This is a genomic window from Bradyrhizobium sp. LB14.3 (assembly GCF_040547985.1).
Taxonomy (GTDB): domain Bacteria; phylum Pseudomonadota; class Alphaproteobacteria; order Rhizobiales; family Xanthobacteraceae; genus Bradyrhizobium.
Genome location: NZ_JBEPQT010000001.1, coordinates 17,441 through 40,412, shown reverse-complemented (window position 1 = coordinate 40,412; position 22,972 = coordinate 17,441). Strand labels below are relative to the sequence as shown.

The 22,972-nt window shown below is 64.2% G+C and carries 24 protein-coding genes; 18 read left to right on the top strand and 6 right to left on the bottom strand.

Annotation, left to right across the window (positions count from 1 at the left end):
- Positions 1-101: 101 nt before the first annotated feature.
- The 9 genes from ABIB00_RS00195 to ABIB00_RS00155 all read left to right on the top strand — a co-directional run bounded on the left by ABIB00_RS00195 (position 102) and on the right by ABIB00_RS00155 (position 11,157).
- On the top strand, positions 102-908 hold the full coding sequence (locus ABIB00_RS00195) for an NAD-dependent protein deacetylase (protein ID WP_354045079.1): 807 nt from the start codon (positions 102-104) through the stop codon (positions 906-908).
- 141 nt (positions 909-1,049) lie between these two features.
- Entirely contained in the window at positions 1,050-3,134 is a 2,085-nt protein-coding gene (locus tag ABIB00_RS00190; protein WP_354102974.1) for a hydantoinase/oxoprolinase family protein, read from the top strand.
- A gap of 2 nt (positions 3,135-3,136) precedes the next feature.
- A complete protein-coding gene (locus ABIB00_RS00185) occupies positions 3,137-4,795 on the top strand; it encodes a hydantoinase B/oxoprolinase family protein (protein ID WP_354102973.1) in 1,659 nt (552 codons plus the stop codon).
- Positions 4,796-4,834: 39 nt separating this feature from the next.
- Complete coding sequence (locus ABIB00_RS00180) at positions 4,835-5,833, top strand: TRAP transporter substrate-binding protein (RefSeq protein WP_354102972.1); 999 nt, start codon at positions 4,835-4,837, stop codon at positions 5,831-5,833.
- A 9-nt stretch (positions 5,834-5,842) separates the two neighbouring features.
- Positions 5,843-6,436 (top strand): TRAP transporter small permease subunit, encoded by a 594-nt coding sequence (locus ABIB00_RS00175; protein ID WP_354102971.1) that lies wholly within the window; start codon positions 5,843-5,845, stop codon positions 6,434-6,436.
- A gap of 31 nt (positions 6,437-6,467) precedes the next feature.
- On the top strand, positions 6,468-7,772 hold the full coding sequence (locus ABIB00_RS00170) for a TRAP transporter large permease (RefSeq protein WP_354102970.1): 1,305 nt from the start codon (positions 6,468-6,470) through the stop codon (positions 7,770-7,772).
- Between the two features lie 422 nt (positions 7,773-8,194).
- The gene (locus ABIB00_RS00165; protein WP_354102969.1) at positions 8,195-9,913 is read left to right on the top strand and encodes a pyrroloquinoline quinone-dependent dehydrogenase; all 1,719 of its coding nucleotides are present in this window, start codon (positions 8,195-8,197) and stop codon (positions 9,911-9,913) included.
- 88 nt (positions 9,914-10,001) lie between these two features.
- On the top strand, positions 10,002-10,352 hold the full coding sequence (locus ABIB00_RS00160; protein WP_354102968.1) for a c-type cytochrome: 351 nt from the start codon (positions 10,002-10,004) through the stop codon (positions 10,350-10,352).
- Between the two features lie 37 nt (positions 10,353-10,389).
- Complete coding sequence (locus tag ABIB00_RS00155) at positions 10,390-11,157, top strand: substrate-binding periplasmic protein (protein ID WP_354102967.1); 768 nt, start codon at positions 10,390-10,392, stop codon at positions 11,155-11,157.
- A gap of 110 nt (positions 11,158-11,267) precedes the next feature.
- Here ABIB00_RS00155 and ABIB00_RS00150 read toward each other — a convergent pair whose 3' ends face one another.
- The gene (locus tag ABIB00_RS00150) at positions 11,268-11,912 is read right to left on the bottom strand and encodes a glutathione binding-like protein (protein WP_354102966.1); all 645 of its coding nucleotides are present in this window, start codon (positions 11,910-11,912) and stop codon (positions 11,268-11,270) included.
- Between the two features lie 105 nt (positions 11,913-12,017).
- On the opposite strand from ABIB00_RS00150, the gene ABIB00_RS00145 reads away from it, so the two are divergent.
- Entirely contained in the window at positions 12,018-12,662 is a 645-nt protein-coding gene (locus ABIB00_RS00145; protein ID WP_354102965.1) for a TetR/AcrR family transcriptional regulator, read from the top strand.
- Between the two features lie 32 nt (positions 12,663-12,694).
- Here the strand turns inward: ABIB00_RS00145 and ABIB00_RS00140 are convergent, their stop codons facing one another.
- Together ABIB00_RS00140 and ABIB00_RS00135 are read right to left on the bottom strand one after the other, a co-directional pair.
- The gene (locus tag ABIB00_RS00140; RefSeq protein WP_354102964.1) at positions 12,695-14,662 is read right to left on the bottom strand and encodes a methyl-accepting chemotaxis protein; all 1,968 of its coding nucleotides are present in this window, start codon (positions 14,660-14,662) and stop codon (positions 12,695-12,697) included.
- A gap of 117 nt (positions 14,663-14,779) precedes the next feature.
- The gene (locus ABIB00_RS00135; protein WP_354102963.1) at positions 14,780-15,745 is read right to left on the bottom strand and encodes a 2-hydroxyacid dehydrogenase; all 966 of its coding nucleotides are present in this window, start codon (positions 15,743-15,745) and stop codon (positions 14,780-14,782) included.
- A 144-nt stretch (positions 15,746-15,889) separates the two neighbouring features.
- Between ABIB00_RS00135 and ABIB00_RS00130 the strand changes: the two genes are divergently transcribed.
- The 4 genes from ABIB00_RS00130 to ABIB00_RS00115 all read left to right on the top strand — a co-directional run bounded on the left by ABIB00_RS00130 (position 15,890) and on the right by ABIB00_RS00115 (position 18,788).
- On the top strand, positions 15,890-16,258 hold the full coding sequence (locus ABIB00_RS00130) for a YciI family protein (RefSeq protein ID WP_211394665.1): 369 nt from the start codon (positions 15,890-15,892) through the stop codon (positions 16,256-16,258).
- Positions 16,255-17,556 carry an RNA polymerase sigma factor gene (locus ABIB00_RS00125; protein ID WP_354102962.1) on the top strand — a complete coding sequence of 434 codons (1,302 nt, stop codon included), beginning with the start codon at positions 16,255-16,257 and terminating at the stop codon, positions 17,554-17,556. Before ABIB00_RS00130 ends, ABIB00_RS00125 begins: the two co-directional genes overlap by 4 nt.
- Positions 17,557-17,777: 221 nt before the next feature.
- Positions 17,778-18,314 carry an SRPBCC family protein gene (locus ABIB00_RS00120; RefSeq protein ID WP_247447476.1) on the top strand — a complete coding sequence of 179 codons (537 nt, stop codon included), beginning with the start codon at positions 17,778-17,780 and terminating at the stop codon, positions 18,312-18,314.
- Positions 18,315-18,374: 60 nt separating this feature from the next.
- The gene (locus ABIB00_RS00115; RefSeq protein WP_354102961.1) at positions 18,375-18,788 is read left to right on the top strand and encodes a VOC family protein; all 414 of its coding nucleotides are present in this window, start codon (positions 18,375-18,377) and stop codon (positions 18,786-18,788) included.
- Between the two features lie 109 nt (positions 18,789-18,897).
- Here the strand turns inward: ABIB00_RS00115 and ABIB00_RS00110 are convergent, their stop codons facing one another.
- The 3 genes from ABIB00_RS00110 to ABIB00_RS00100 all read right to left on the bottom strand — a co-directional run bounded on the left by ABIB00_RS00110 (position 18,898) and on the right by ABIB00_RS00100 (position 21,028).
- Positions 18,898-19,251, bottom strand: a complete 354-nt coding sequence (locus ABIB00_RS00110; RefSeq protein WP_354102960.1) for a hypothetical protein — start codon at positions 19,249-19,251, stop codon at positions 18,898-18,900.
- A 525-nt stretch (positions 19,252-19,776) separates the two neighbouring features.
- Positions 19,777-20,214 (bottom strand): hypothetical protein, encoded by a 438-nt coding sequence (locus tag ABIB00_RS00105; protein WP_247342984.1) that lies wholly within the window; start codon positions 20,212-20,214, stop codon positions 19,777-19,779.
- A gap of 25 nt (positions 20,215-20,239) precedes the next feature.
- On the bottom strand, positions 20,240-21,028 hold the full coding sequence (locus ABIB00_RS00100) for an SDR family NAD(P)-dependent oxidoreductase (protein WP_354102959.1): 789 nt from the start codon (positions 21,026-21,028) through the stop codon (positions 20,240-20,242).
- Positions 21,029-21,121: 93 nt separating this feature from the next.
- On the opposite strand from ABIB00_RS00100, the gene ABIB00_RS00095 reads away from it, so the two are divergent.
- The 4 genes from ABIB00_RS00095 to ABIB00_RS00080 all read left to right on the top strand — a co-directional run bounded on the left by ABIB00_RS00095 (position 21,122) and on the right by ABIB00_RS00080 (position 22,893).
- Complete coding sequence (locus ABIB00_RS00095) at positions 21,122-21,502, top strand: cupin domain-containing protein (protein ID WP_247342989.1); 381 nt, start codon at positions 21,122-21,124, stop codon at positions 21,500-21,502.
- Between the two features lie 96 nt (positions 21,503-21,598).
- The gene (locus ABIB00_RS00090) at positions 21,599-21,991 is read left to right on the top strand and encodes a nuclear transport factor 2 family protein (RefSeq protein ID WP_354102958.1); all 393 of its coding nucleotides are present in this window, start codon (positions 21,599-21,601) and stop codon (positions 21,989-21,991) included.
- Positions 21,992-22,060: 69 nt separating this feature from the next.
- Positions 22,061-22,468: a YciI family protein gene (locus tag ABIB00_RS00085; RefSeq protein WP_354102957.1), complete on the top strand. Its 408-nt coding sequence runs from the start codon at positions 22,061-22,063 to the stop codon at positions 22,466-22,468.
- Between the two features lie 59 nt (positions 22,469-22,527).
- Complete coding sequence (locus ABIB00_RS00080; RefSeq protein ID WP_247447482.1) at positions 22,528-22,893, top strand: hypothetical protein; 366 nt, start codon at positions 22,528-22,530, stop codon at positions 22,891-22,893.
- The last annotated feature ends 79 nt before the right edge of the window (positions 22,894-22,972 follow it).

Sequence of the window (22,972 nt, the reverse complement as noted above, 5' to 3'; positions counted from 1 at the left end):
GGGCTGGTCGATCAGGTCGAGCACGTGGAGCTGATCGCGATTCGACCTGTCCGATCGGCGGTGATCTGGCAAAAGCCGGCGGAGCGCCCTACATCTGCGCCATGGCAAACCCTCCGCTCCAGGATTTCGTCGGCCGGCACGAAAAACTGTTCGTGCTGACCGGCGCCGGGTGCAGCACGAACTCCGGCATTCCCGACTACCGCGACAGCCACGGCAACTGGAAGCGGACCCAGCCGGTGAACTTCCAGGCCTTCATGTCGGAAGAGCATACGCGCCGGCGCTATTGGGCGCGCAGCCTGATCGGCTGGCGCAGGTTCGGCCAGGCGAGGCCGAACGCTGCGCATCACGCACTCGCCCGGCTCGAGGCCAGCGGGCGTTGCGGGATGCTGCTGACCCAGAACGTCGACCGGCTGCATCAATCCGCCGGCCATCGCCAGGTGATCGACCTGCACGGAAGGCTCGATCTGGTCCGCTGCATGGGCTGCGGCCAAAAGGCGCCGCGGAGCGAATTCCAGGAGACGCTCGGCCGCGCCAATGCGGAATGGCTGACGCTCGATGCCGCCGATGCACCCGATGGCGACGCCGACCTGGAGCATGCGGATTTTTCGTCGTTCAAGGTCCCGGCCTGCGACGCCTGCGGCGGCATTCTCAAGCCCGACGTCGTGTTCTTCGGCGAGAACGTCCCGCGCGACGTCGTCGCATCCGCGCAGGATCATCTGGCGCAGGCCGACGCCATGCTGATCGTCGGCTCCTCGCTGATGGTCTATTCCGGCTTCCGCTTCGTGCAGGCTGCCGCGCACCGGCAAATCCCGATCGCTGCGGTCAATCTCGGACGCACCCGCGCCGATGATCTCCTGACGCTGAAGGTCGAGGAGCGCTGCGAAGCGGCGCTTGCATTCCTGCTCTGATCGCGCAGGCTGCGAACACGCCTTGCCTATTGCATAGGTGCCAAGCAGAATAGCCGAACGCCGCATGTCCTCGTCATCCATTGGCATGGAAATTGCTGCGCTTTTGTCCTCAGTCTTGACGATCAGCACGGAGAATTTGGAATGCTTGAGGGAGCCGAGGTGCGGCTTGCCGTTGATATCGGTGGCACGTTCACCGACATCGTGCTGGACGTGGGGCAGGATCGCAAGACGCGCAAGTTGCTGACGACGCCGCAGCGGCCCGAACAGGCGGTGCTCGATGGCATGCGGCTCATTCTCGCTGATGCGCGCGCGCATATCAGCGACATCGACGTCTTCATACACGGCACGACGCTCGCGACCAACGCCATCATCGAGCGTCGCGGCGCCAAGACGGCGCTGATCGCGACCGACGGCTTTCGCGACGTGCTCGATATCGGCACCGAGAGCCGCTACGACCAGTATGACCTCTCCATCGACAAGCCGAAGCCGCTGGCGCCGCGATCGCTGCGCTTCACCGTGCCCGAGCGTATCGACGCCCATGGCGCCGTCCGCCTCCCGCTGGACGAAGCTGCGGTACGCGCGCTCGCGCCAAGATTGCGCGCGCTGAAGGTCGAGAGTGTCGCGATCGCGTTGCTGCACTCCTACGCCAACCCCGAGCACGAGCGCCGCACGGCTGCGATCATCAGCGAGGAGATGCCCGGTATTTCCGTGACCGTATCGTCCGCGGTGTGTCCGGAGATCCGCGAATATGAGCGCACATCGACTGCGGTGGCCAATGCCTATGTGCAACCCCTGATCGACGGCTATCTTGCCCGCATGTCCGACGCCTTGCAGGTCGAGCAGTACCGCGGCGCGATCTATCTTGTCACCTCCGGCGGGGGTGTCACCTCGATCGAGACGGCGCGGCGCTTTCCAGTGCGTCTCGTCGAATCCGGTCCTGCCGGCGGCGCCATTTTCGCGGCGCAGATCGCGGCGCGTCTCGGCGAGAGCAAGGTGCTGTCCTTCGACATGGGCGGCACCACGGCAAAGATCTGCCTGATCGAAAAATACCAGCCCGAGACCTCGCGCGTGTTCGAGGTCGATCGCGCCGCGCGCTTCCTGAAAGGTTCGGGGCTGCCAGTGCGGATCCCCGTGATCGAGATGGTCGAGATCGGCGCCGGTGGCGGCTCGATCGCCCATGTCGACGCGATGAAGCGCGTCACCGTCGGCCCCGAGAGCGCCTCGTCGGAGCCGGGGCCCGCCTGCTACGGTCGCGGCGGCCTGCGCCCGGCCGTGACGGATGCCGACGTTGCGCTCGGCATGATCGATCCCGACGACTTCGCGGGTGGAACGATCAAGCTCGATCCGGAGCTGTCGAAACAGGCGCTGCTGCGCGCCGTGGGCGAGCCGCTCGGCTTATCGGCGGAAACCGCGGCCTATGCCGTGCACGAGGTCGTCTGCGAGAACATGGCGAGTGCGGCGCGCGTGCATGCGGTCGAGCGCGGCGAGATTATCGGTCAGCACACGCTGATCGCCTTCGGTGGCGCGGCACCGCTGCATGCGGCGCGCGTTGCCGAGAAGATCGGCGTCTCCCGCGTGATCGTCCCTTCCAATGCCGGCGTCGGTTCGGCCGTTGGCTTCCTTGCCGCTCCGATCGCCTACGAGCTGGTGCGCAGCCGTCATGTCCGGCTCGACGATTTCGACACCGATGGTGTTTCCGACCTGCTCCAGGAGATGGTGACCGAAGCGCGTGCGCTGGTCGAGACGGGTGCAGCAGGCGCGCCGGTCCGCGAGCGCCGCGCCGCCTTCATGCGCTATGTCGGCCAGGGCCATGAGATCTCGATCGAGTTGCCGAACCGGCGGTTGGCGACGACCGATCTGGCCGGCCTGCGCCAGAAGTTCGAGGCGGATTATGCGGCGATGTTCGAACGGCCGATCCCGGGCGCTGCGATCGAGGTCTTGAGCTGGTCGGTGCTTGCAACCACCGAGGCGCGCAATCCGCCGCGCGTCGCCGATGTGGCGCGCATGCCCGCCGGCAAGGCGTCGGGCATGCGCAAATTCTTCGACGGCCGGGCCGGGGAGCTGATCGAGATCCCGCTCTACCGCCGCGAGGACATGGCGCCGGGCGCGACGATTGCAGGTCCCGCCGTGATCGCAGAGGACGAAACGTCCACCTTCGTCTCCACCAGTTTCGACGCCCATATCGACGGTGCCGGCAGCATCGTCATGGAACGGAAGGCAGCCTGATCATGAGCAAGGCAAGCGGCGCGAGCCTGATCGACCTTCAGATCATGTGGCACCGGCTGATCGCCGTGGTCGAGGAGCAGGCGCAGGTGCTGCTCCGCACCGCCTTCAGCCCGATCGTGCGCGAATGCGGTGACCTCTCCGCCGGCGTGTTCGATCTCAAGGGGCGAATGCTGGCGCAGGCGGTGACCGGCACGCCCGGCCACGTCAACTCGATGGCGGAATCGGTCAAGCACTTCATCGCTCACTTTCCGATCGAGACGATGAAGGAGGGCGACGCCTACATCACCAACGATCCCTGGATGGGCACCGGCCATCTCAACGATTTCGTCGTCACTACGCCCTGCTTCAAGGACGGCAAGCCGGTCGCGCTGTTCTCCTGCACCAGCCATCTCATGGACATCGGCGGCATCGGCTTCGGCCCTGATGCCACCGACGTGTTCATGGAGGGGCTCTACATCCCCATGCTGAAGCTGATCGACCAGGGCGTCGTCAACGAGACGCTGATGGCGATGATCCGCACCAACACGCGGTTGCCGATCGACACCGAAGGCGACACCTATTCGCTCGCCGGCTGCAACGACGTCGGCTGCGAGCGCTTGGTCGAGATGATGACCGAGTTCGACATCGACACGCTCGATACGCTCGGCGACTACATTTGCGACCGCTCGCGCGAGGCCGTGCTGGCCGAGATCGCGAAGCTGCCGAAGGGCACCTGGCGCAACACCATGGTGGTCGACGGCTATGACGCGCCGGTCACGCTGGCGGCGACGCTGACGATCTCGGACGAAGGCATCCACGTCGATTTCGACGGCACCTCCGCCGCGTCCAGGTTCGGCATCAACGTGCCTCTGTCCTACACCATCGCCTACACCGTGTTCGGTCTCGGCTGCGTCGTCGCCTCGCAGATCCCGAACAATGCCGGCTCGCTCTCGCCGCTGACGGTGTCGGCTCCCCCAGGCGCGATCCTCAATGCGCCGAAGCCGGCGCCGGTCGCCTCGCGCCACATCATCGGCCAGATGCTGCCCGACGTCGTGTTCGGCTGCCTGCGCCAGATCATTCCCGAACGCGTGCCTGCGGAAGGCACCTCGTGCCTGTGGAATCTCAACGTGCGCGGCCAGACCCGCTCGGGCGCCGGCGGCAATTACGGGTTCTCGATGGCCGTGACCTCCAATGGCGGCACCGGCGCGCGGTTCGCGAAGGACGGGCTGTCGGCGACCGCCTATCCCAGCGGCGTGCGCGGCACGCCGGTCGAGATCGCCGAGACACAGACGCCGCTGATCTTCTGGCGCAAGGAGCTGCGCCCGGATTCCGGCGGGGCAGGGCGTACCCGCGGCGGCCTCGGTCAGATCATCGAGGTCGGCAGCGGCGTCGATGCACCGTTCGACATCCTGGCGGCGTTCGACCGCATCGATCATCCGCCGCGCGGACGCGATGGCGGCAAGAACGGCGAGGCCGGCTATGTCGGCCTGAAGTCCGGCAAGAAGCTGCGTGGAAAAGGCTTTCAGCAGGTGCCACCGGACGACCGGCTGGTGGTGCTGACGCCAGGCGGCGCCGGCATCGGCGATCCCCGGGAGCGCGCGCCGACAGCCGTCAACGACGACATCGAAAGCGGCCTCGTGTCTGCCGACAACGCGGTTGCAGTTTATGGGTATACGCGATGACGCCTCAGGCGTCGTGCGCGTAGCGAACGGAGGGGCTCAATGATCACGCGACGGAATTTTACTGCGGGCGCGGCGACGCTGGTCGCAGCCGGCCACATCTCGACCCGCGTGCGGGCGGCGACGGTGAGCTGGGACATGTCGACGGTATGGCCCGACGGCAATTTCCACACCCAGAACGCGTTTGCTTTCGCGGAGGAAGTGAAGAAGCAGACCGGCGGTTCGGTCGCGATCACCGTGAAGGCCGGTGGCCAGCTCGGCTTCAAGGGCCCCGAGCATCTGCGCGCCGTGCGTGACGGTCTGGTGCCGCTCGCCGACGTCCTCAACATCCAGCAAGTCGGCGACGAGCCGTTCATGGGCGTCGAGAGCATTCCCTTCCTCTGCGGCTCCATGGACGAATTGAAGGTGCTGCACAAATATGTGCGGCCCGAATACGAGAAGGTCGCCGCGCGCAACAACCAGAAGATCCTCTACATCGTGCCGTGGCCGACGCAGTATCTGCACCTCAAGGTCAAGGTCGCCGATGTCGACGGGTTGAAGAACATCAAGATCCGCGTGCCCGACAAGAACGCCGTCGATATGCTGGCTGTTGTCGGTATGGCGCCGGTGATGATCCCCTGGGGCGAGACGATCCCCGCGCTGGCCTCCGGCGCGGTCTCGGGCGTCTCCACTTCGGCCGTATCGGGCGTCGACGGAAAATTCTGGGAATTCTTGAAGTACATCTATCCGACCAACCACGTCTGGTCGTCGCAGATGCTCACCGTCAATCTCGATTCCTGGAAGGCGCTATCGAGCGATCAGCAACAACAGGTCACCGCAATTGCCGAGAAGATGGAGCCGGGCTTCTGGGCGAACTCGCTCAAGGCGGACGTTGACAGCCTCAATCGCCTCAAGGAAGGCGGCATGGAGGCGGTGCCGGTCTCGGGGGCCATGATCACGGACATTCGCGCCAAGACCGCGCCGCAGCTTGACGCTTTCCTCAAGCGCGTGCCGGCGGCCGACAAGCCGGTGCGGGCCTATCTCGCCGAAATGAAGCGCTGAGGCCAGGTCATGGTCAGCGTTTCGCCCGCGGCTCCGCATAGTCTCAACGCAGCGGCGCCGGCGCCGCTGCGCATCCTGCTCGACGGTATCGACCGTCTCGGTCGGCTCGACGGCTGGATCGGTGGCGGCTGCCTCTTGATGCTGACGCTGCTGATGTTGTGCGAGGTCGCAACGCGCTTCCTCTCGAACTTCCTGCCGCTCTTTCCGCCCACGATCTCGATCGCGTGGGAGTATTCTTCCTATCTGATGGCGGCGTCCTTCACCTTCGGCGCCGCCATGACCCTGCGCGTCGGCGGCCATATCCGTGTCGTGCTGCTCCTGAAGAACGTCCCGGCCCTCTTTCAGCGCGCGATCGAAATCTTGTCGGCCGCCGCCGGCTTCGGCTTCATGGCTTTCCTGACATCGTCGATGGCGAAGTTCGCGTTCGGCGCCTATGTGCGCGGCCAGGTTTCGACCTCGAGCGACACCCCGCTGTGGTTTCCGCAGGCCGTCGTCACCTTCGGCATGCTGCTGCTAACGCTCCAGTTCCTGGCGCGCGCGATCCAGGCCGTGCTCGGCCTGCCGCTGGAGGATCACCGCATGAAGGCCTCGCCCGTCGAATGATCGCCTTGCTCGCTATCGGATTCAAGTTCGCATGACCATCGAAGTTGTCAGCCTGTTCGTGATCCTGTTCGCGCTTCTGGCATGCGGCGTCTGGATCGGCCTGACGCTTGCGCTCACCGCGACGCTGCTGCTTGCGATGTTCCGCTCGATCCCGCTCGACAAGCTGCTGCCGCAATACGCCTGGAACATTTTGACGACGCAGGAGCTGCTGGCGCTGCCGCTGTTCATTCTGATGGGTGAGCTGCTGTTTCGCACCCGCTTGTCACGTTCGCTGTTCCAGGGGCTCGCGCCCTGGGCGGGGCTTCTGCCGGGCCGCCTGCTGCATGTGAACGTGATCGGCTGCACCATCTTCGCGGCGATCTCCGGCTCGTCGGCGGCGACGACGCAGGTGATCGGTCGCATGTCGCTCAACGAGCTGCTGCGCCGTGGCTATTCCCGCGACATCGCGATCGGCTCGCTCGCCGGCGCCGGCACGCTCGGCTTTTTGATCCCGCCGTCCAACATCATGATCATCTACGGCGTGCTTGGCGACGTTTCGATCCTGAAACTGTTCACTGCGGGCGTGCTGCCCGGCCTGTTGCTGGCCGCTACCTTCATGGGGTGGGTCATGCTGCACACGACCCTCAACCCCGGCATGGTACCGGAAACGGAAGCCAAACTCTCGCAGGTGCCGTGGGGCGAGCGTTTTGCGGCGCTGAAGGATCTCGCGCCGGCGCTGTTCCTGATCGCCTGCGTGCTCGGCTCGATGTACGGCGGACTCGCGACGCCGTCGGAGGCCGCCGCGGTCGGCGTGCTTGGCGCCGCGCTGGTCGCCTGGGCGCAGGGCTCGATGTCGCAGCAGGTGATCCGCGACGTGCTGATCGGCTCGGTCGTGACCTGCTCGATGATCGCGCTGATCGTGCTCGGCGCCTCGATCCTCGGCAATGCGGCCGCCTTCCTCGGCATTCCGCAGGCGGTCGCCGCCTTCGTGAAGTGGCTCGGGCTGTCGCCCTTCATGCTGATCGTCGCACTGATCGTCTTCTACCTCATCCTCGGCTGCTTCCTCGACGGCTTCTCGATGATCGTGATGACGCTGCCGATCGTGCTGCCGATCGTGAAGGGCGCCGGCTTCGACGAGATCTGGTTCGGCATCTTCCTCGTGCTCGCGGTCGAGATGGCGCAAATCACCCCGCCGGTCGGCTTCAACCTCTTCGTCATCCAGGGCCTGACCGAGGACGGCCTCGGCTACATCGCGCGCGTCACGATGCCCTATCTCCTCATCATGGTGGGCTTCGTGCTGCTGCTGACGCTCTGGCCCGGCATCGTCACGATCCTGCCGAGGGTGCTGTACGGATAAGTCCATCCTCGGGCCCTGGCGCCGGCGCGCAGCGGTCTGCGTCATCCCGGTCGTGCTTGTCCGCGACGACACCCTCCGGCGACAGCTTCGCGCTGTCCGGATAACCGCTTCAGTCTGAGAGTTGGGGGACGAAACGGTCAGCGCGGCTGACGCTTCAAGCGCGCGCTGCGCGTCAAATTCGCGCCGCGCGCGCATTCCATCTTTGCGCTCCCTATCATCCGGCGTACTCTATGAGAGCGAGCAGGAGTGCAACAGCAACCAGTCCAGTGAACGTAGCTCTTTTGGCGATGTCCGCCGAGAGAGCAAGAGCTGTTGGCAACTCATATGCGATGGAGAGAACCGACACATAGCGAGCTGCAAACATCCCTCGCGGCGCCGTCTGTAAGACGCAAGTTCAACAAACACAAAAGCGGGAGGAACGGATGAAGAAGCGTTGGTGTAAGTCTGCTCTACCTCTTGTTGCCGGCGCGACGCTGATCGTGTCGTCGGCGTTGGCCCAAAGCGTGGATACTGGGCGGATCGAGAGCGCCGGTCAGAACGATTGGCTGACCTATCACGGTTCGTACAAATCTTATCACTACAGCCCTCTGGCGCAGATCAATGCAAGCAACGTCGGCAATTTGAGCGTTGCCTGGCTCCATATTCCCGGACGCTCGACCCGTGGCCTGCAATCAATGCCGCTCGTGGCTGATGGCATACTCTACTACACTGGTTCTTACAGCCGGGTTTTCGCGCTTAACGGCGCGACGGGCGAGGTGATCTGGTCGCATTTTCCGGAACTGGACGAGACGCTGATCGCCCGCCAGACCCATTCTCCCTACAATCGCGGCGTCGCGCTCGGCGAGGGCAAGGTCTTCGTCGGTACCATGGATGGCAGGGCGCTTGGCCTGGATATGAAGTCGGGGAAAGTCCTCTGGGAAACTCGGCTGATCGACTCGCAGAAGCTCACAGTCGGTTTCACCGGTGCTCCGCTGTACGCGAAGGGTACGGTGATCATCGGAGCGCAAGGCGGTGAATGGCCGGGCCGCGGCCCGATCTTCGCCCTGGATGCCACCACCGGGAAGAAGAAGTGGGAGTTCCTGACAGTCGCCGGCACCGACGAGGCCATGAAGACGTGGGGCAACGAGTCCTGGCGAACGGGCGGGGGCGGCGGCTGGATGCCGGGCACTTACGACTCCGAGACCAACACCATCCTGTGGGGCACCGCAAACCCGGCGCCGCTCTACGATTGGTCGGGCGCGGATTACAAGACGCAAGGTGCGCGGCCCGGCGACAATCTCCATACGAGTTCAGTGATCGGTCTCGACATCGATACCGGTAAGCTGAAATTTTATCATCAGGAATTGCCGCACGACGCTTGGGACTTCGACAGCGCAGTCGGCGAGTTTGTGATGCTCGAACGCGACGGCCAGAAGTTCGTGGTGCATCCGAACAAAGGCGGTTTCGTCTTCGTCTACGACCGCAATCTCGCCGTGAAGAATGTCTGGCGGCTCGTTGAGAACATCAATTTCGTCAAGGATATCGATCCGAAGACGGGTGCTCTGATCGGCCGTCGCGACTTCTCCGCGGGGAAAGTCACCGAACCGCCGCTGTGCCCGTTCATTGGTGGTGGCATCAGCTGGAACGCCGGCTCATACAACCCCAAGACGGGGCTCTACTACAAGATCGGCCAGGAATGGTGCATGACGCTCGACGTCCAGAAGACGACGCCGGTCACGGCGCCACAGGTCCAGCTCAACATCGGCGCCGATTTCAAGATGGCACCTCCTCCGGGCGGCGAGATTTATGGACATCTCGACGCGCGCGATCCCATCACCGGCGCCAAGAAGTGGGAGGTTCGTTATCCCGAGCCGCCGCTTGGGAGCGTGCTGTCGACCGCGGGCAATCTCGTGTTCGTGCCCGACTCCCGCGGCATCATTCATGCTTACGATGCTGAAACCGGGACCGAGCTGTGGAATCACAACAACGGCACCGGCCATCAGGGCGGCATCGTCAGCTATTCCGTCAACGGCAAGCAATACATTGCCGTGGCCGCAGGCTTTGGCGGCATGCTGGCAGACGAGTACGCGCCAAACTTCGGCGGCGTCTACAAGAGCATGCCGCGTGACGACGGGGCGCTCGTCGTCTTCAGCCTGAAATAGGTCATCGCAAATTGCCGGGGAGCAGGCGCAAGCTTGCTTCCCGTGCATTGAAGTTGCGGGCGCGCTTCAGGACATGGAGCTGGTTACCTTGAAATTGCATTTGAAGAAGATCACCGCGCTGCTATCGGCGGTGCTGGGCGCCTCGTCGCTCTGTGCCGCACCGGTTCACGCGCAGTCTGCCACCCCTGCACCGGACAACGGGACGTTCGACGTCGAGCAGTTGTTCGCGGGGACTTGCGGCTTTTGTCACTCCGACGGCGGCCGGGCCGCCGGCAAGGGACCGCAGTTGATGAATTCGCCACGCGATGACGATTTTCTGCGCAGCCGCATCAAGAGCGGCAAGTCTGGCGCGATGCCGGCATTCGGCGGGGCTTTCACCGATGCGCAGATCGACCAGATCGTCAAATATATCCGCGCCCTGAAGCCGCGCGAGGGTTGAATCGCCGAGGCCCGATCCATCGATACGAGAACGCGGAATGAAGTCAATTCTCCCGCTTATGGTCGGCGCCATCATCGGACTGTTGGGTCCGGCGCAGGCGCGAACCCTGGACGCGATCCGCTCGTCCGGTGCGCTCGGGTTATGCGCCCATCCCAACTCGCTTCCCTTCGCGAGCAAGGCCGTCGATCCTCCCGGCTTTCAGGTTGAATTGGGCCAGGCGCTGGCACGCGAACTCGGCGTCTCGCTCCGGCTCGACTGGATCATCACCCAGTACCAGCTGCGGAGCGCCGGCTGCGACATTCTTCTGGATGTGATCGCTGACCACTCGGCGCAAGGCGAAACCCGCTTGAGGATCTCAAAACCGTATTATCGCACGGGAGTCGCACTCGCCGTGCCGTCATCCAGCGCGCTCGCTTCGTTCCAGGGCCTCAATGAGCATACCAAGGTGGGGGTGCAGGTCGGATCCGTCGCAGCCATGATCATCGGTCAACGGCACGTGCCTACGTCGACCTTCGGCTTCGAGAGCGACAGCCTCGACGCCCTGTTGAACCATGAGATCGATGCCGCTGCGGTTACACCCACAGCGGCGAGCTATTTCAATCTGACGCATCCAGGCAAGGCATTCCGCATTCTGGATCGCGACGAGAGCGTGGCCGATCTCAACTGGAACGTTGCCGTCGGTATGGTCCGTCCGGATGATGCGTTGCGCGAAGCCATCGATGGAGCGCTTGAACGGTTGCGAAACGACGAAACGATCGATCGGATATACGGCCGCTACGGGGTCGTACTGCAAGCGCCGAGATAGCTACGGGTGCCAGGTCGGGAGCAGACGCGATATATTCGCAAGCATCGCGGCGGGTGCCGCCCCGGCCGAGGTAGCCGGGACGATCTCTCACTAGTTCATTCCGAGTGTTACTACGCCGCCGCCTTCTTCCGCGCCTGCTCGGCCTTATACAACTCGAACTCCTCCGCAATCGCGCGCGCGACCGACGGCCGTTGACGCAGGCGATCGTAATAGGCTTTCACGTTCGGCCATTTGGCGAGCTCGATCGGCGGCGTCGCCATGGTCCAGTTGATGACCGTGACCAGATAGGCGTCGGCGACGCTGAAATGGTCGAGCAGGAAGTCGCGCCCCTTCAGGTAATTGTCGAGATAGTCCAGCCGCGACAGGTTCTTCTCCAGCGCATAGGCTTTCATCTCCTGCGGCGCCTTGCGGTCGAGCACCGGGATGAACAGGCCCTTGTGCAGTTCGGTGCCGATGAAGCAGAGCCATTGATGCAGCCGCGTGCGATCGATGCCCGCTGCGGCGCCGAGGCCCGATTGCGGGAAGCGGTCCGCAATATATTGCAGGATCGCGGCGTTCTCGGTCAGCACCATGCCCTCGTCGGTGCGCAGTGTCGGCACCAGGCCGATCGGGTTCACGGTACGGAAGTCAGTGCCGTCGCTCAGCACTTTCTTGGTCGGCGGATCGACTTCGAGATAATTCGCCTCGGCGCCGGCTTCATACAGCGCGACGCGGGTCGCCATCGAACAGGCGAGCGGCGAGAAATAAAGATCCATCTTGAGCCTCCTTGGGCAATTCCCTGTGGTGTTTGCTCAACCTGGCCAGATTGATTTTTGTACCATCTTGCATATTATATTCGCGGTCAAGGATTAATTTGCGAAATGGTACAAAAACCGAAACCGCCAGCTGCCGCCAGTGAACCCAAACGCCGGGGCCGTCCGCGCGCCTATGAGCCCGACGTCGCGCTTGGCAAAGCGCTCGACCTGTTCCGCACGCAGGGTTTCGCCGCAACCTCGCTCGACGATCTCAGCGAAGCCACCGGTATGAATCGCCCGAGCCTCTACGGTGCCTTCGGCGACAAGCGCGAGCTCTACATCAAGAGCTACCAGCGTTACCGCGAGGAGGCGCGCGCATCGATGGTGGAGATCTTTCGCCAGGAGATGCCCGTGCGACTGCGACTGGAGCGCATCTTCGCCTCCGCGCTGAACATCTATCTTTCCGGCGAAACCGGCCCGCGTGGCTGCTTCACCGTGGTCACGGCGGCCTCCGAAGCGGTCGGCGATCCTGATATCCGCGCCATGGTGCTCGACGGGCTTAACGAGCTCGACAAGGCATTTGCGAGTTGCTTTCGCCGCGCCAAGGAGAAGGGCGAACTGCCCGAGAGCGCCAATCCCGCCGTGCTGGCACAGATCGCATCCGCAACCGTACACTCAATCGCGATCCGCTCCCGCGCGCGGGTATCGCGGAAAGAGCTGGAGGCGATCGTGAACGGGGCGATCGACGTGATGATCGGAGCTAAAAGTTAAGCCGCCGCCGGGACGACAGTGAGATATCGCGTCTACGCCGCGCGAATATGCGCGAGAAAACGATCCACTTCGTCCTGCAGCCGCTGCGATTGTTTTGACAGCTCGATCGCCGAGCCCAGCACTTCCTCCGCCGCAGTTCCCGTCGCGGCGATGCCGGCGGTGACGCCTGCGATGTTTTGCGACACCTCGCCGGTGCGGGCCGCTGCCTGCTGGACGTTCTGCGCGATCTCCTGCGTCGCCGTGCCCTGCTGGCCGACAGCCGCGGCAATCGCCGCGGAGATCTCGTCGACCTCCTGGATCGTCGCGCAGATCGACTGGATGCCGTCCACTGCGCCGGTGGTCTCTCCTTGTACCGCCGTCACCTGCGCGCCGATCTCCTCGGTCGCCTTGGCGGTCTGGGTTGCCAGCGCCTTCACTTCGGAGGCGACCACCGCAAAGCCGCGGCCGGCTTCGCCCGCGCGTGCCGCCTCGATCGTGGCGTTCAGCGCCAGCAGATTGGTTTGCTCGGCAATGCCGCTGATGAAGGAGACGACGTCGCCGATTTTTTGAGCGGCGTCTGCCAGGCTCTGCACGCGTGCGTTGGACCTCTGTCCATCGCTGGCGGCCTTGCCGACGACTTCGGTTGCGTGCGCAAGGCGTCGGCTGATCTCACTCATCGACGACGACAGCTCTTCCGCGGCGGCAGCAACTGTCTGCACATTCTCGGAGGCGAGCGCCGAGGCCGACGACACCGTGCCGGTCTGCTGCCGCGATTGCTCGACGATGGCCGACATCGAGCGCGCCGTGTGCTCCATCTCGACCGCGGACGAGGAGACCGTGGTGACGACGTCGCGAATGCTGGCTTCGAAATTGTCGGCGAGCGCGGCGAAGGTGCGCCGTTTCTCCGCTTCGGATTGCGCCTTGGCCTCGATCTGGTCCGTCTGGAGCTTGTTGAAGCTCATCGCATTGTCGCGGAACACTGCGACCGCCTTCACCATCGCGCCGACCTCGTCATTCGCTTTGCTGACGGGGACGGCGATGTCGAGGTGTCCGTCTGCCAGCTCGCGCATCACGCTCGTGATGGAGATGATCGGACGCGAGATGCTGCGGGCGATGAGATAGCCGACGATCGCGGCGAGCACGAGCCCGAGCGCGGCGATGCCGAATGCCAGCAGCCAGGCACGGTCGGCGGAGGCCACATAGTCGGCATTGTCCATCACCAGCTCGACCGCGCCGAGCGGCTTGCCGGAAAAATCCCTGATTGGTCCGAGCAGCGCCGCTACCGGCATGGTGTCGAGCCTGGCCTGCCGTACCGTGAAGTCGCCGCCCGCAGCGCGGCCGTAATCCGCCGCGTCGAAGAAGCTCTTGCCCTTCAGCGTGCCGCCGAACAGCTTGAAGCCGCCGCCGTCCGCGAGATAGAAGGCGATGTCGACGTGGCGGTTGCGCTTGAAGTCGTCCAGGAAGGACTGGCCGAAGGTCAGGCCGAACTCCACTGAACCGAGATGCTTGTCGCCTTGCGCGATCGGCACGACGCCGCGGATGCCGAGCCCGGCCACGCCGCCCTCGAGGCCGACCACGACCTTGTGCTCCTGGTTGGCGATGATCACGGTTTTGCGGAAGCCCGAGAGGTCGTCGCCGAATTTAGCAGGCTGGTGCACGCGCAGGAACGAGGTCGCGGGCGCCACGTGGAACTGGAACTGCTCGACGCCGTACTCCGACTTGGTCGCGGCAAGCACCGGCCCGAACAGGCCGATTAAAGCGTTGCGATCCTGTCTGGCCATGGCGTCCTGCGTCGCTGGCATCGCGGCCACGACGGCGCTCATGGCGGCGGCGCGCTGGGATTCCTCGGCAATTCGCGACTGGAGCGCGCCGTAGTGACTGCGAAGCTCGCGCTGGTCGGCCCGGTCGACGATGCCGGAAATGATCCACATCGCCCCGAGCACGGCGAACAGGGCGGTCGCTGCCGCGGTCACCGCCAGCGCAACCGTGATCCGCATCCTGAGGCCGAGGCTCGCCCGCATGTCCGACTCGTTCGTTGAGCGTTGATTAACAACGCCTATCAACTTCCCGCTAAGAGAGGGTGAACGAGATATCGGCGGACGATCAGGAATCTTACGGCGCGGGTGGCACGTGAGGTCTCAATACCCCCGCGCCCGGTCCACCACGTTCTCCAGCACACCACCCGCCTCGAACCGCGCGATCTGCTCGGCGACATAGGCCGAGATCGCGTCTGCGTCGGTGTCGGCGGCGTTGTGCGGCGTCAGCAGCACCTTGGGATGGGTCCAGAACCTGCTGTCCTTCGGCTGCGGCTCCTGCACAAAGACGTCGAGCGAGGCGGCGCCCAGTGTGCCGTCGTCGAGGCAGGCCAGGATATCGGCCTCGTTCTGCAGGCCGCCGCGGCCGGCATTGATCAGTACGGGCGCGCCGAGCGGGCTTTTGCGGTTGAGCTTGGTGAAGACGTCGCGGTTCAGGATGCCGTTTGTTTCAGGCGTTAGCGGCAACAGGCTGACGAGCATATCGGTCGTACGCAGGAACGGTTCGATCTGCTCGGCGCCATGGAAGCATTCAACGCCCTCGATCCTGCGCGGGCTGCGGCTCCAGCCGGCGACGCGGAAACCAAGCCGCCGCAACACATCGGCTGCGTCAGTGCCGAGCGTGCCCAGTCCCATCACACCGACTGTGACGGCGCTGGCCGGCCATTGATATGTCGGCTCCCAGCGCTTTTCGCGCTGCGACTCGCGCAGATAAAGCTCCTGGCGGTGGTGCATCAGCACGTGCTGCACGACGTATTCGGTCATGCGGCCGGTCAGATCAGGCACGGCCACGCGCACCAACGGCACGTTCGGCAGGCTCTTGTCCGCCATCAGTGCATCGACGCCGGCGCCGAGATTGAAGATCGCCCGCAGATTGGGGAATGAGCCGAGATCGCCCGGCACCGGCTTCCACACCGCGGCATAGTGCACCTCGGCCGGATCGAGTCCGGCATCGGGCAGCAGCACCACGCGGCGCCCGCCGCAGACCGCGTCGAACCGGGCCTTCCAGCGCTCCGGCAGCCAGTTCTGCTGCGTGCTGTTGATCAGGACTGCCAGTATGCCCACGGTCATTCGAAGTGCCTCACAAGGTTCCGCTTTTGGTGCCTCTCCTTGGCACGATCTGCCGGATTTTTCTTGCAGTTTTTTTCCGCAGCCATGTCGGGGCGGGGCATAGTGGATCGTCTTCAAAACAAGCGTTCAGAGAAGGTGCTGCCCATGCTTTATGCGATCCTTTGCTATCACGACGAGGACTTCGTCGGCTCCTGGAGCAAGGACCAGGACGAGGCCGTGATGAAGAAGCTCGCCGTGGTGCAGGAAGATCTCGCGAAGCAGGGCAGGCTCGGCCCCGTGGCGCGGCTGCTGCCGACCACTGCGGCAGCGACATTGCGCAAGGAAGATCCGCCGTTGGTGCTCGACGGCCCCTATGCAGAGACCAAGGAGCAGTTGCTCGGCTTCTACATCGTCGATTGCAAGAACCTCGACGAGGCTCTCGACGTTGCGCGCGACCTCGGATCGGCCAATCCCGGCGGCGCCTATGAGGTGCGTCCGGTCGGCGTGTTCAGGCCCGGAGGGAATCTGACGTGAGCGAGGCCGATACCGCCTGGATCGAGACCGCGCTGACCTCGGCGCGCCCCCAGGCGGTCGGCGCGCTGCTGCGCTATTTCCGCGATCTCGACACCGCCGAGGAGGCCTTCCAGAACGCCTGCCTGCGCGCGCTCAAGACCTGGCCGCAGAACGGACCGCCGCGCGATCCCTCGGCCTGGCTGATCATGGTTGGCCGCAACGTTGCCATCGACGAGGTGCGCCGCACCCGGAAGCAGCAGCCGCTGCCGGAGGACGACCAGGCGATCTCCGATCTCGACGACGCCGAGGGCGCGCTCGCCGAGCGGCTCGACGGCTCGCACTATCGCGACGACATTTTGCGGCTGATGTTCATCTGCTGCCATCCAGGGCTGCCGGCGACGCAGCAGATCGCGCTGGCGCTCCGTATCGTCTCCGGTCTCACGGTGAAGCAGATCGCACGCGCCTTCCTGGTGTCGGACGCGGCGATGGAGCAGCGCATCACGCGCGCCAAGGCGAAGGTCGCCGAGGCCGGGACGCCGTTCGAAACGCCGGGCGCGGTCGAGCGCTCCGAGCGGCTCGCCGGTGTCGCCGCGATGATCTATTTGATCTTCAACGAGGGCTATTCGGCGAGCGGCGACACCGCCGAAATCAGAAAGCCGCTGTGCGAGGAGGCGATCCGGCTGGCGCGGCTGCTGCTACGGCTGTTCCAGAGCGAGCCGGAGATCATGGGGCTCACGGCACTTATCCTGTTGCAGCATGCGCGCAGTGCTTCGCGCTTTGCCGCGGACGGCTCGCTGATCCTGCTGGACGACCAGGACCGTTCGCTGTGGAACCGCACCTTGATCGCGGAAGGCCTCGCGCTGATCGACAAGGCGATGCGCCATCGTCGCAGCGGGCCCTACCAGATCCAGGCCGCGATCGCCGCGCTGCATGCCCGCGCATCGGCGCCGGAGGAGACTGATTGGGCCCAGATCGACCTGCTCTATGGTGCGCTGGAGGTGGTGCAACCCTCACCGGTGGTGACACTCAATCGCGCGGTCGCGGTTTCCAAGGTGCGCGGACCGCAAGCCGCGCTCGACCTGATCGAGCCGCTGGCGCCAAAGCTCGCCAATTATTTCCATTTCTTCGGCGTGCGCGGCGCCTTCCTGATGCAGCTCGGCCGCAATGACGAAGCCCACATCGCCTTCGACCGCGCCATCGCCCTCGCCAACACGTCCGCAGAAGCCGCCCACATCCGCATGCATCTCGATCGCCTGATCCGGGACAGCCAGCCGAAGGGCGCCAATGGCGGCGCCAGGCAGGGTGCGAAGGTCACGTAGGGAGCAACCCCCATCTCTCGCCGTCATGCCGGGCTTGTCCCGGGCATCCACGTCCTTCTGATCGGCGCCGCGAACGTGGATGGCCGGGACAGAGGCAAGCGGAAGCGACGCCGTCCTTTGGACTGCTATGCCCGGCCATGACGGTCGTCCAAATTATTGATTCCGAATTGTCGGCCCCGGCCATCCCCCTTCGTCCTTAGCGAGCATCCAAGGAGTTCTTTATGCTGAAAGCCATTGCCGTCATCGCCGTCCTGCTCGCGGCCGGAATCGTTGGCGTCCTCGTCTTCGCCCTGACGAAGCCCGACACGTTCCGCGTCGAGCGCAGCCTCGCCGTGAAAGCGCCGGCCAATGCGATCTATCCGCAGGTCGCCGATTTCCATCGCTGGACGGCCTGGTCACCCTATGAGAACCGCGATCCTGCCATGAAGCGGACGTTTGGCGGCACCGCGCAAGGCAAGGGCGCGACCTATGCCTGGGACGGCGACAATAATGTCGGCGCCGGCCATATGGAGATCCTCGAGGCGAATGCGTCGTCAAAACTTCGCATCAAGCTGGATTTCGAGCGCCCCTTCGAAGGCCACAACACCGCCGAGTTCACGTTTGTGCCGCAAGGCGATGCCACAATGGTCACATGGGCGATGTCCGGTCCGGCCCCCTTCATGTCCAAGCTGATGCAGGTGTTCATGAACATGGACAGCATGATCGGCAAGGATTTCGAGGCCGGCCTTGCCAGCCTGAAGAAGCTCACGGAGAAATAACGCCGTCCTCGTCGAAGGAACGGTCAAGCAACGGCTCAAGCAAACGAAGAGGAGAGAAACATGCTCAATGCGTATCTGTTCTATCAGGACACCTGCGAAGCGGCGTTCAACTATTACGCCAAGGTCCTCGGCGGCAAGGTCGACGCCATGGTGCGTGCATCGGATGCGCCGGCGGACATGGCCGCCGCGCCCGGCCGGGAGAAGACGATCATGCATGCGCGGATGTCGCTGCCCGACGGCAGCGTGTTGATGGCCTCCGATGCACCGGGCGAGCAATTTCACAAGCCGCAGGGCTTTTCGATCTCGCTCACGGTCGCGGACCCTGCGGAGGGTGAGCGCAAGTTCAACGCACTCGCCGATGGCGGCAGCGTTACCATGCCCTATGGCAAGACGTTCTGGGCCAAGGGCTTTGGCATGTGCGTCGACAAGTTCGGCATTCCCTGGATGGTGAACTGCCCGGCCGATGGAATGTGACAGGCGCGACAGCCTGATGCGCCAAGCGGCGATCCCCTCTTCCTGCCGATGCGGGAGAGGGGACACGCACAAGGACGCCACGTCATATGCCGATCGGCCGCGTGCCCTCTCAGCGGATCGATCCGGTCACGTCGTTGCCCGGTGGTGAGGACGACGGAACGCAGCGAGGGCAGATCACGAGCTTGGTGCCGAGCTGCCTGTCATTCTCCGCTTCGATTTCGTCACGGACGGCCCACCACGCCGCGGAGTACGGGTGCAAGGTACCGAGCACTCTTTCCCGCTCCTGATTCGGATCGCTCTGTGCGGGAGCTTGGTTCGCCACACGACGCCTTGTGACAGAGGGGCGGTTCGGATCCTGACCGAGACCGTCCCATGCGATCGGGCGGCGTTCCTGCGCAGGCGCGACTGCGCATCCCATGAGCGTTATGCAAAAAGTGAGCAAGACAAAGCCGTGTCGCATCATGCCGGACCCTCGGTGTCATACGCGACACGCTAGCCCCGCATGCGGAAACTCGCGTCACGCCGCTAAAATGGAACCTAAGGGAAACGTGTGGCCCGCATGGCCGAATATGGACTTTTGCTCTCGCACCACATTGCGAGGGCAGTGAGGCCACTTCGTGAAATGACGCGGACTGCATCGCACAACAACTGGCGCAATATTAGGCTGTAACTCCGTGACAGAATCGCTAATTATTGCTTCATAAAAAGCTACAAATTGGGGCAGGCGGACTTGGAAGGGGAGCGACCGATGGCGACGGCGCTACAGATCAACTTTGCACTCTGGGGTATGCTCATCTGCGCGACCATGGAACTGACGCAGATGATCCAGAGGTTTTACTAGACCTCACGAAGCGCCTGACCGGCGGAATTTTGCCGACGCGGTTGTCCGCCAGCTCACGAGCAAGGCGAAGAGCGTGAAGCTGACGCCCGCGATCAGCAGGACAGCGGCGGATTTAACCTGGTCACACCCTTCGCGGCCGCATCATCCTCACCGGCAGCGCGGATAGATCGCGGCGAGGTCGCGGCCCTTCAACAAAAGCAATCTGGACGAGAGACCGCCGCGGCGGCTGATCCAGTCGCGCACCGGGCCGGGATAGGCGGCAAGCACCACGTCGGATGCTTCCGGCTCGGCATAGAAGCGCCCGCGCCGGTCGGCCGAGCGCGCCGCATGGAAGCCGAGCACGGCGCGTCGGGTGACGCAAATGCGCTCGCCCGGAACGATGCTCAGCACCAGCGTGCATGCAGACAGGCAGGGACCGTCGATCACCACGCGCTCGCCGCTCTCGCGCACCTTCTCGAACAAATCGAGGAACGGCCCGACCTGTCCGCCTGGCGACTGAATGATGCGGATTTCAGCCACGGCGGGCGCGGACGCGAGCAGCGCGGATGCGAGCATCAAGGCCTTGAGGGAGATGACGTGTCGCATGGCACTCTCCGAACTCTTCCCGTGCCTACCCGTTCCTCCGCTCGCCGCGCAGCGTCGGCAGGCCGATACCCGCCGCATCGAAGCCGCCATCGACGGCCAAAATTTGGCCGGTGATGTAGCTCGATCGTTCCGAGCACAGAAAGTAGACCGCTTCGGCGAGTTCCTCTTCCAGGCCGTAGCGGTTGAGCGGGATGGCGTCGTGATAGTCGGCGCGGATCTCCCTGGTGTGCACCTGCTTCGCCATCGCGGTGTCGACCGGCCCCGGCGCGACCGCGTTGACGCGGATGCCGAGCGAGGCGAGTTCGACCGCGAGCTGCTTGGTGAGATGCGCGAGGCCCGCCTTGCTGGTGCCGTAGGCCGAGCGCAGCGTCGAGGCGCGCACCGCCGAGATCGAGGTGATGTTGACGATGGCCCCGCCATTACCATCGCGCATCAGTGGCACCGCCGCCTTGGTGCAGAGAAACGGACCGGTGAGGTTGACCTCGAGCACCCGCCGCCAATCGGTCTCCGACGTCTCCATCAGCGGTGCGAACACGGCAATGCCGGCATTGTTGACGAGCGCGTCGAGCCGGCCGAACCGCCGTTCGATCGTCGTCATCGCGGCGGCGACCGAGACTGCGTCCGAGACATCGCAGGTCAGCGCCAGCGTGGCCTCGTCCTGGCCGATCTCGGCGACCGCGCGGCCGAGCAGCTCGCCCTCGATGTCTAGCAGCGCCACGCGCCAGCCCTCAACCAGGAATTTTTTCGCGGTCGCAAGCCCGATGCCGCGCGCGGCTCCGGTGACGAGGGCGAGTTTTTGCGGAGTTTGCGGCATTTGCTAATCTGTCCTGTGTCCGAAAGTTCGGTCGCGCGCGAGCGCCCGCTCCTTTTACTTCGCTTTCGTCCCGGCAAGAAAGGGCCTCTGTTCATGCCCATCGATCCCAGTGCGATCCCGCTCGAGGAATGGCGGCCAGGTGTGACGACTCGGATGCTGACATCCGCGCGCAACGGCGCCACTGCGCTCTGCATCTTCGAGCAATGGGTCGCGCCCGGCGCCGGGGCGCCGACGCACAGTCATCCGGTCGAGGAGGTGCTGGCCGTGCGTGCGGGCGAGGCCGATATGTGGATCGAGGCCGAGCGCGTCACGGTGACGGCCGGCCAATCGCTGCTGGTTCCCGCCGGCCGCAAGCACGGTTTTCGTAATTCGGGCACGACCGCGCTACACGTCCACGCCGTGCTGGCCTCGCCGGTCTTCGAGGCGCTGCCGGAGGGAGCGAGCGAGGCGACGCGGCGATGGACGGCGGACTAGGGCGATTTTGCCGCAGGGAATCGGCGTGCGATGTCGGCAGGCCTGCGCGCGGTTCGTCTTCCATCGGAGCTTCAAATGATTTGAGGAGGAGCGACCGTGCCCGAGCATCACGAGTACCTGATTCGAAATCTGTTCGCCGCCTATCTCGCCAACGACCGGCAACAAGTCAGCGCCGTGCTAGCCGACGAGTTCCGCTTCACCAGCCCGTTCGACGACGACCTCGACAAGGCGACCTATTTCGAGCGCTGCTGGAAGGACACCGGCTGGATCGCGCGGCACGACATCGAGCGGATTTTCGTCCGGGGCGACGAGGCCTTCGTCACCTATCTCTGCCTGGCGACAGATGGCAGGAGCTTTCGGAACACGGAGTTCTTCACCTTCGCCGGTGGCAAGGTCCGCCGCATCGAAGTCTATTTCGGCGCCGCCCGGCAGGATGGTCGTTTCCTGCCGCAGCCGCGCGAGCGGCCAGCGCAATTACCTCCGGAATAATTTTCGTCACCCTGTCGGTTCGATAAAAGCTCGTTCGTCTTGGAAGTGAGCGCAAAGCAAGGAACCTCCATGCGATTCATGATGCTGATGATCCCGCTCGGCTACGAGACTGCTCCGCCCGATGTCCAACTCGATCCCGAACGCGTTACCGCGATGATGCGCTACAACGAGGCGCTAAAGGACGCCGGCGTACTGATCACGCTCGACGGCCTGCATCCGCCGTCGATGGGCGCGCGCGTCTCCTTTGCGACCGGTGAGCCTGTTGTGACCGACGGGCCTTTCACCGAGGCCAAGGAAGTTCTGGGCGGCTACTGGATGATCGAAGTCGCCTCGCGTGCCGAGGCGATCGCCTGGGCCAAGAAGTGTCCGGGCTCGGCCAACGAAATCATCGAAATCCGGCAGGTGCAGGAGATGAGCGACTTTCCGCCCGACGTGCAGGAGGCCGCCGCCGGTTTCGGCGATCTGAAGAAGCGATAGGGGCCTCGCCCGCGGGCAATGCACTGAACTGTCTAACCCACCAACCTGAGGAGATACCCATGAGCACCGAACACAAATTCCTCGCCGTCTATCTCGGCAGCAAGACCGGCCCAAAAATGACGGCCTGGCAAGCGCTGCCCGAGGCCGAACGGAAGGCGAAGGAGCAGGAGGGCATGGCCGCCTGGCACGGCTGGGTCGAGAAGCACAAGGCCGTCATCGTCGAGATGGGTGGACCGCTCGGTAAGACCCGGAAGATCAATGCCAACGGAATCACCGAGGTGAGCAATGCGCTGACCGGCTTCACGGTGGTGCGCGCCGCCTCGCAAGAGGACGCGGCAAAACTGTTCGAGAACCACCCGCACTTTGCGATCTTCCCGGGCGAGGCCATCGAGGTCATGCCGGTGCTGCCGATCCCCGGCCGCTAGGTCACGGACGACCGTGAGAGTACGGGGTTAATCACGACCGGCTTCCTGCTAGTGACCTTCACGCCCGGCTCATGTAAAG

Excerpts from the sequence above, each read along its gene's own strand:
- ABIB00_RS00195 (WP_354045079.1), top strand. The coding sequence starts at position 102 with ATGGCAAACCCTCCGCTCCAGGATTTCGTCGGCCGGCACGAAAAACTG.
- ABIB00_RS00190 (WP_354102974.1), top strand. The coding sequence starts at position 1,050 with ATGCTTGAGGGAGCCGAGGTGCGGCTTGCCGTTGATATCGGTGGCACG.
- ABIB00_RS00185 (WP_354102973.1), top strand. The coding sequence starts at position 3,137 with ATGAGCAAGGCAAGCGGCGCGAGCCTGATCGACCTTCAGATCATGTGG.
- ABIB00_RS00180 (WP_354102972.1), top strand. The coding sequence starts at position 4,835 with ATGATCACGCGACGGAATTTTACTGCGGGCGCGGCGACGCTGGTCGCA.
- ABIB00_RS00175 (WP_354102971.1), top strand. The coding sequence starts at position 5,843 with ATGGTCAGCGTTTCGCCCGCGGCTCCGCATAGTCTCAACGCAGCGGCG.
- ABIB00_RS00170 (WP_354102970.1), top strand. The coding sequence starts at position 6,468 with ATGACCATCGAAGTTGTCAGCCTGTTCGTGATCCTGTTCGCGCTTCTG.
- ABIB00_RS00165 (WP_354102969.1), top strand. The coding sequence starts at position 8,195 with ATGAAGAAGCGTTGGTGTAAGTCTGCTCTACCTCTTGTTGCCGGCGCG.
- ABIB00_RS00155 (WP_354102967.1), top strand. The coding sequence starts at position 10,390 with ATGAAGTCAATTCTCCCGCTTATGGTCGGCGCCATCATCGGACTGTTG.
- ABIB00_RS00150 (WP_354102966.1), bottom strand. The coding sequence starts at position 11,912 with ATGGATCTTTATTTCTCGCCGCTCGCCTGTTCGATGGCGACCCGCGTC.
- ABIB00_RS00145 (WP_354102965.1), top strand. The coding sequence starts at position 12,018 with ATGGTACAAAAACCGAAACCGCCAGCTGCCGCCAGTGAACCCAAACGC.
- ABIB00_RS00140 (WP_354102964.1), bottom strand. The coding sequence starts at position 14,662 with ATGCGGGCGAGCCTCGGCCTCAGGATGCGGATCACGGTTGCGCTGGCG.
- ABIB00_RS00135 (WP_354102963.1), bottom strand. The coding sequence starts at position 15,745 with ATGACCGTGGGCATACTGGCAGTCCTGATCAACAGCACGCAGCAGAAC.
- ABIB00_RS00130 (WP_211394665.1), top strand. The coding sequence starts at position 15,890 with ATGCTTTATGCGATCCTTTGCTATCACGACGAGGACTTCGTCGGCTCC.
- ABIB00_RS00120 (WP_247447476.1), top strand. The coding sequence starts at position 17,778 with ATGCTGAAAGCCATTGCCGTCATCGCCGTCCTGCTCGCGGCCGGAATC.
- ABIB00_RS00115 (WP_354102961.1), top strand. The coding sequence starts at position 18,375 with ATGCTCAATGCGTATCTGTTCTATCAGGACACCTGCGAAGCGGCGTTC.
- ABIB00_RS00110 (WP_354102960.1), bottom strand. The coding sequence starts at position 19,251 with ATGATGCGACACGGCTTTGTCTTGCTCACTTTTTGCATAACGCTCATG.
- ABIB00_RS00105 (WP_247342984.1), bottom strand. The coding sequence starts at position 20,214 with ATGCGACACGTCATCTCCCTCAAGGCCTTGATGCTCGCATCCGCGCTG.
- ABIB00_RS00100 (WP_354102959.1), bottom strand. The coding sequence starts at position 21,028 with ATGCCGCAAACTCCGCAAAAACTCGCCCTCGTCACCGGAGCCGCGCGC.
- ABIB00_RS00095 (WP_247342989.1), top strand. The coding sequence starts at position 21,122 with ATGCCCATCGATCCCAGTGCGATCCCGCTCGAGGAATGGCGGCCAGGT.
- ABIB00_RS00085 (WP_354102957.1), top strand. The coding sequence starts at position 22,061 with ATGCGATTCATGATGCTGATGATCCCGCTCGGCTACGAGACTGCTCCG.
- ABIB00_RS00080 (WP_247447482.1), top strand. The coding sequence starts at position 22,528 with ATGAGCACCGAACACAAATTCCTCGCCGTCTATCTCGGCAGCAAGACC.